At 69.6% G+C, this 4,282-nt stretch carries 6 protein-coding genes; 3 read left to right on the top strand and 3 right to left on the bottom strand.

Features of this window, described 5'->3' with window-relative positions:
- Window positions 1-207: 207 nt before the first annotated feature.
- A complete protein-coding gene (locus tag AC27IQ_RS19495; RefSeq protein ID WP_272565186.1) occupies window positions 208-876 on the top strand; it encodes a TetR/AcrR family transcriptional regulator in 669 nt (222 codons plus the stop codon).
- A gap of 30 nt (window positions 877-906) precedes the next feature.
- Complete coding sequence (locus AC27IQ_RS19490; RefSeq protein WP_284398069.1) at window positions 907-1,683, top strand: tetratricopeptide repeat protein; 777 nt, start codon at window positions 907-909, stop codon at window positions 1,681-1,683.
- Window positions 1,684-1,693: 10 nt separating this feature from the next.
- Here AC27IQ_RS19490 and AC27IQ_RS19485 read toward each other — a convergent pair whose 3' ends face one another.
- Complete coding sequence (locus AC27IQ_RS19485) at window positions 1,694-2,497, bottom strand: type III pantothenate kinase (protein ID WP_487090469.1); 804 nt, start codon at window positions 2,495-2,497, stop codon at window positions 1,694-1,696.
- A 214-nt stretch (window positions 2,498-2,711) separates the two neighbouring features.
- Here AC27IQ_RS19485 and lysM point away from each other — a divergent pair, with 214 nt between their 5' ends.
- Complete coding sequence (gene lysM, locus AC27IQ_RS19480; protein ID WP_272565189.1) at window positions 2,712-3,194, top strand: peptidoglycan-binding protein LysM; 483 nt, start codon at window positions 2,712-2,714, stop codon at window positions 3,192-3,194.
- Window positions 3,195-3,305: 111 nt separating this feature from the next.
- Here the strand turns inward: lysM and AC27IQ_RS19475 are convergent, their stop codons facing one another.
- Both AC27IQ_RS19475 and AC27IQ_RS19470 read right to left on the bottom strand, forming a co-directional pair.
- Window positions 3,306-3,773 carry a rhodanese-like domain-containing protein gene (locus AC27IQ_RS19475; protein WP_317353208.1) on the bottom strand — a complete coding sequence of 156 codons (468 nt, stop codon included), beginning with the start codon at window positions 3,771-3,773 and terminating at the stop codon, window positions 3,306-3,308.
- 76 nt (window positions 3,774-3,849) lie between these two features.
- Window positions 3,850-4,282, bottom strand: a 433-nt coding sequence (locus tag AC27IQ_RS19470; protein ID WP_487090468.1) for a M48 family metallopeptidase, incomplete at its 5' end; no start/stop codon positions are given.

Here is a 4,282-nt window from a genome sequence, read left to right as displayed (position 1 = left end):
GCCCGCAAGACCGCCGCCGCGGCGCGCCCCAGGGCCCCCAAACCGCCGGCCGACTGACGATCCGGGCGGTGCGGCCGCCCTGCAGGAAGCGGGCATTCCAAAGGATTGCCTATTCCTTGCATGATGCACTGCAACACCGTGCGGACGGACCACCTCGGTTAGAGTGGGTGAAAGAGACAACCACCCACGCACCGGGAGGCCGCCGATATGGTGAAAAAAGCGCCGCGCCGCACTGCCGAGCGCATTCTGGAATCCACGCTGGAGCTGTTCAACCGCTTTGGCGAGCCCAACGTGTCGACGACCGCGATCTCCGCCGAGCTGGGCATCAGCCCGGGCAATCTCTACTACCACTACCCGGCCAAGGACGAGCTGGTCAACGTGCTGTTCTCGCGCTACGAGGCGGCCCTGAACGAGCTGCTGGATGCGGCCGACAGCGTGCGCGACGTGGAAGACGCCTGGTTCTTCCTGCACACGCTGTTCGAACTGATCTGGCAGTACCGCTTCCTGTACCGCGACCTGAACGACCTGCTGTCCCGCAACCGCCGCCTGGAGACCCACTTCCAGACCCTGCTCGGGCGCAAGACCCAGGCCCTGCGCACGCTGCTGGGCGGCATGGAGCGCACCGGCGCCCTGCGCCTGGGCACCCGCGATGCCGGCTCCATGGCCACCAGCATGGTGGTGGTGCTGACCTACTGGCTGAGCTTCGAATACGTGAGCGATCCGCGGCACGCCCTGGAGCCCGAGAGCGCGCAGAGCGCCCTGCTGCGGGGCGCGCACCATGTGCTGGACCTGCTCATGCCCTACCTGGAAGACAGCCAGCGCGAGCACCTGCAGGCGCTGAGCGGCGCCTACAGCACCCAGGCCCTGGCCGCCTGACCGACCCACCCCACCCCGAGGAGACGCACCGTGAAGCCCTGGACGCCCTTCCCGTACTCCGACGCCTACCCCTTCACCGCCGCTTCGGTGCGCAGCCAATGGAAGCGCCTGCATGCGGGCGATGCCGAGCCCTGTCCGGACGATGCCGCCGTGCTCGACGCCTGGGTGCTCTTTCACCGCGGCGCCTTCGAGGAGGCGGCCCGCGCCGGGCTGGCGGCCGGCGGTGCCGGGATCACCGTGGCCAACAAGGCCACCATCGTCTATGCGAATTACCTGGAGCCGCACGAGGACCGGCGCCTGGCGCTGCTGACCGAAGCGGCCGAGCGGGCCAGCGAGCAGATGCGGGCAGAGCCCACCAACCCCAACGCCTGGTTCTGGCATGCCTATGCCATCGGCCGCTACAGCCAGGGGATCAGCGTGGCCAAGGCCATGGCGCAGGGCCTGGGCAGCCGCGTGCGCAAGACGCTGGAGCAGGCCATCGTGCTGTCGCCCATCCATGCCGATGCGCGGCTGGCGCTGGCCGTGTTCCATGCCGAGATCATCGACAAGGTCGGCGAGATGGTGGGCAGCATGACCTATGGCGCCCGCAAGGCCAGCAGCCTGCGGCTTTTCGAGGAGGCCTTCGCCATCAACCCGGACTCGGTGATCGGCAAGATCGAATACGCCAACGCGCTGCTCATCCTGGAAGGCGACCAGCGCATGGGCGACGCCACGCGCCTGTACGAGGAAGTCGCCACCACCCAGCCCGCCGATGCGCTGGAGCGGCTGGGCGTGGAACTGGCCCAGACCGAACTGGCCGAAGGCTAGCCCCCGCCTTTCAGCGGCGGTCCCGGCCCTCGTCCCGCTCCGCGGCGGTCTTTGCGAAGCGCTGTTCGGCGATGGCCAGCAGGCCGTCGAAGATCAGGTTCTCGACCAGGTCGAACGGCCGGGTCATGCTGGGCGCCATCTTCCAGCCCGCGCCGCCGGTCATCATGCAGGCGGGCGCTTCGCTGCAGTGCTGCGTGATGTGCTGCACCATGCGCTCGACCGCGCCGGCGATGGCGTAGGTGCCGCCGCTCGTGAGCGCATCGCTCGTGTTGGTGGGAAACAGGCTCACCTCGCCCGTGGGCACATGCAGGCCCGCCGTGCCGGATTCGAGCGCCCGCAGCATGATCCCGTGGCCGGGCAGGATCAGCCCGCCCAGGAAGCGGCCCTGCGCGTCGATCGCCTCGACCGTCACGGCCGTGCCGACCATCACCACGATCAGCGGGCGCGCCGGGCCCTGCGACAGCAGGCGATGGCGCGCGCCGATCATGGCCACCCAGCGGTCCGAGCCCAGGCGCGTGGGATGGTCGTAGCCATTGACCAGGCCGGCCTCCTGCGCGGACGACACCACCCACTGCGGCAGCACGTCCCACAGCTCCATCTGCTCCATCACGCGGCGACGCACGGCGTCGCCCGCCACCACGCAGCCCAGCATGCGCTCGGGCACGGGCAGCCCGGCCCACGAGCTTTCCGCCAGCCGTTCGATGTTGTCCAGGAATTCAGCGCCGTGGGCGAGCACTGCGGCGCCCGGCTGGGGAGCGTCGTACATCGCCCATTTGAGGCGGGTGTTGCCGACGTCGATGGCCAGAAAAGTCATGCGGGATTATCACGAGTTTTACAAATCGCCTTGACGCGCATGTTTACCCGCACGCGACACGCGGACTCTGCGGCGCCGGCTCGCGGATATCGCGGCACGCGGCACCGCTTGCGGGAGCTGCCTGGCCCTTCGGGCGGCTGTCCGACACGGGCCGGACTGGCGATGGCGCTACAGTGGCCGGTCCGATCCACAGACCATACCAAGGAGCCAGCACATGGGACTTTTCAGCTTCATCAAGGAAGCCGGCGAAAAACTGTTCGGCGGCAAGGATGCCCAGGCCGCAACGGCGGCAGCCCCCACGCAGGACGAACTGAACGCCAAGGCGGGCAAGGCCATCGAGACCTACATCGCCTCGCAGAACCTCGGCGTGAGCAACGTCCAGGTGGCGTTCGCAGGCCCCGAGGGCAAGGTCACCGTGAAGGGCGAAGCGCCCACGCAGGCCGCCAAGGAGAAGGTGACCCTGTGCTGCGGCAATGTGGCCAGCGTGACCAGCGTGGACAACCAGATGTCCGTCACGAATCCCGAGCCCGAAGCGCAATACCACGACGTGGTGCGCGGCGACACCCTCTCGGCCATCGCCAAGAAGTTCTACGGCGACGCCAACAAGTACCCCAAGATCTTCGAGGCCAACCAGCCCATGCTGACGCACCCCGACAAGATCTACCCCGGCCAGAAGCTGCGCATTCCCGCGCTCTGACCGTCCGTCAAAGCGCGCTGCGGCGCGCGCCTCCCAACGGGCCCTCACGGGCCCGTTTTCGTTGCGGCAGGCGCGGCGGCGGGCGATGGCAAGGCAGCGAGCCCTTCGCGCTCAGCCCTGGCGCCACGGCAGGCCGCGAAAGCGCCAGCCGCCCTTCAGATTGCGGTGGCCGTTCTCGTCGGGGTCACCCTCGAAGCCTTCCAGAATGTTGTACGCCTTGAGCCCCAGCTCCGTGGCGCGCCGCGCGGCCGCCACCGAGCGCACGCCGCTGCGGCACAGCAGCACGGCCTGGCGACCCGGGGGCACGGCGGCGAGGATGGCGGCGTCGTACTGGGGGTTGGGCGCCATGCCGGGCCAGTGCTTCCAGGGCACGGCAACGGCGCCGGGCACGAAGCCGACCCAGTCGCGCTCGGCATCGGTGCGCACGTCTACCAGCACGGCCTGGCCCGACTGCACCCATTGCCATGCGAGCTGTGGCGACACATCGCCCGCATAGCCTTCGGCCGGCTGCGGACCGCCGTCCGGAACCGTGGAGGGAGCAGCGGGAGCGGAGGAAGAGGAAGAAGCTTTGGAAGTCATGCGCGGCATTTTGTCAGCACCCGCAACCGGGCCGCGCGGGCTTTCAAGCACTGGCGCCAGGGGCTTGGGCGCGGCGTCAATCCCAGGGCGGCGCGGGTTCGTCGCGCAGGCGCCCTCGCAGGTCGGCGTAGTCGGGCACGACGCTGCGCACGGTGTCCCAAAAGCGCGGGCTGTGGTCCATCACCCGCAGGTGGGACAGCTCGTGGGCGACCACGTAGTCGATGACCGCGGGGCGGTAGTGCAGCAGCCGCCAATTGAGGCGGATGGAGCCGTCGCTGCGCGCGCTGCCCCAGCGCGTCTGGGCGCTGGACAGGCGCAGGCTGCTCCAGCGCACGCCCAGCAGCGGCGCGAAGTGGTCCAGCCGCGCGGTGAAGCGCTGGCGCGCATCGCGCATGAGCCACGCCTGCACCGCATCGCGCACCTGCGCGGGCAAGGCGGCGCGGGGCAGGCCGATGTGCAGCTGGCGCTCGCCCTCGGCCCCTCGACCAGCGCGCCGCCCGTGCCGCGAA

The organism is Acidovorax sp. KPB24-07 (assembly GCF_057543315.1).
The sequence above is the reverse complement of the archived record's forward strand: the minus strand, read 5'-3'. Positions and strand labels throughout refer to the sequence as shown.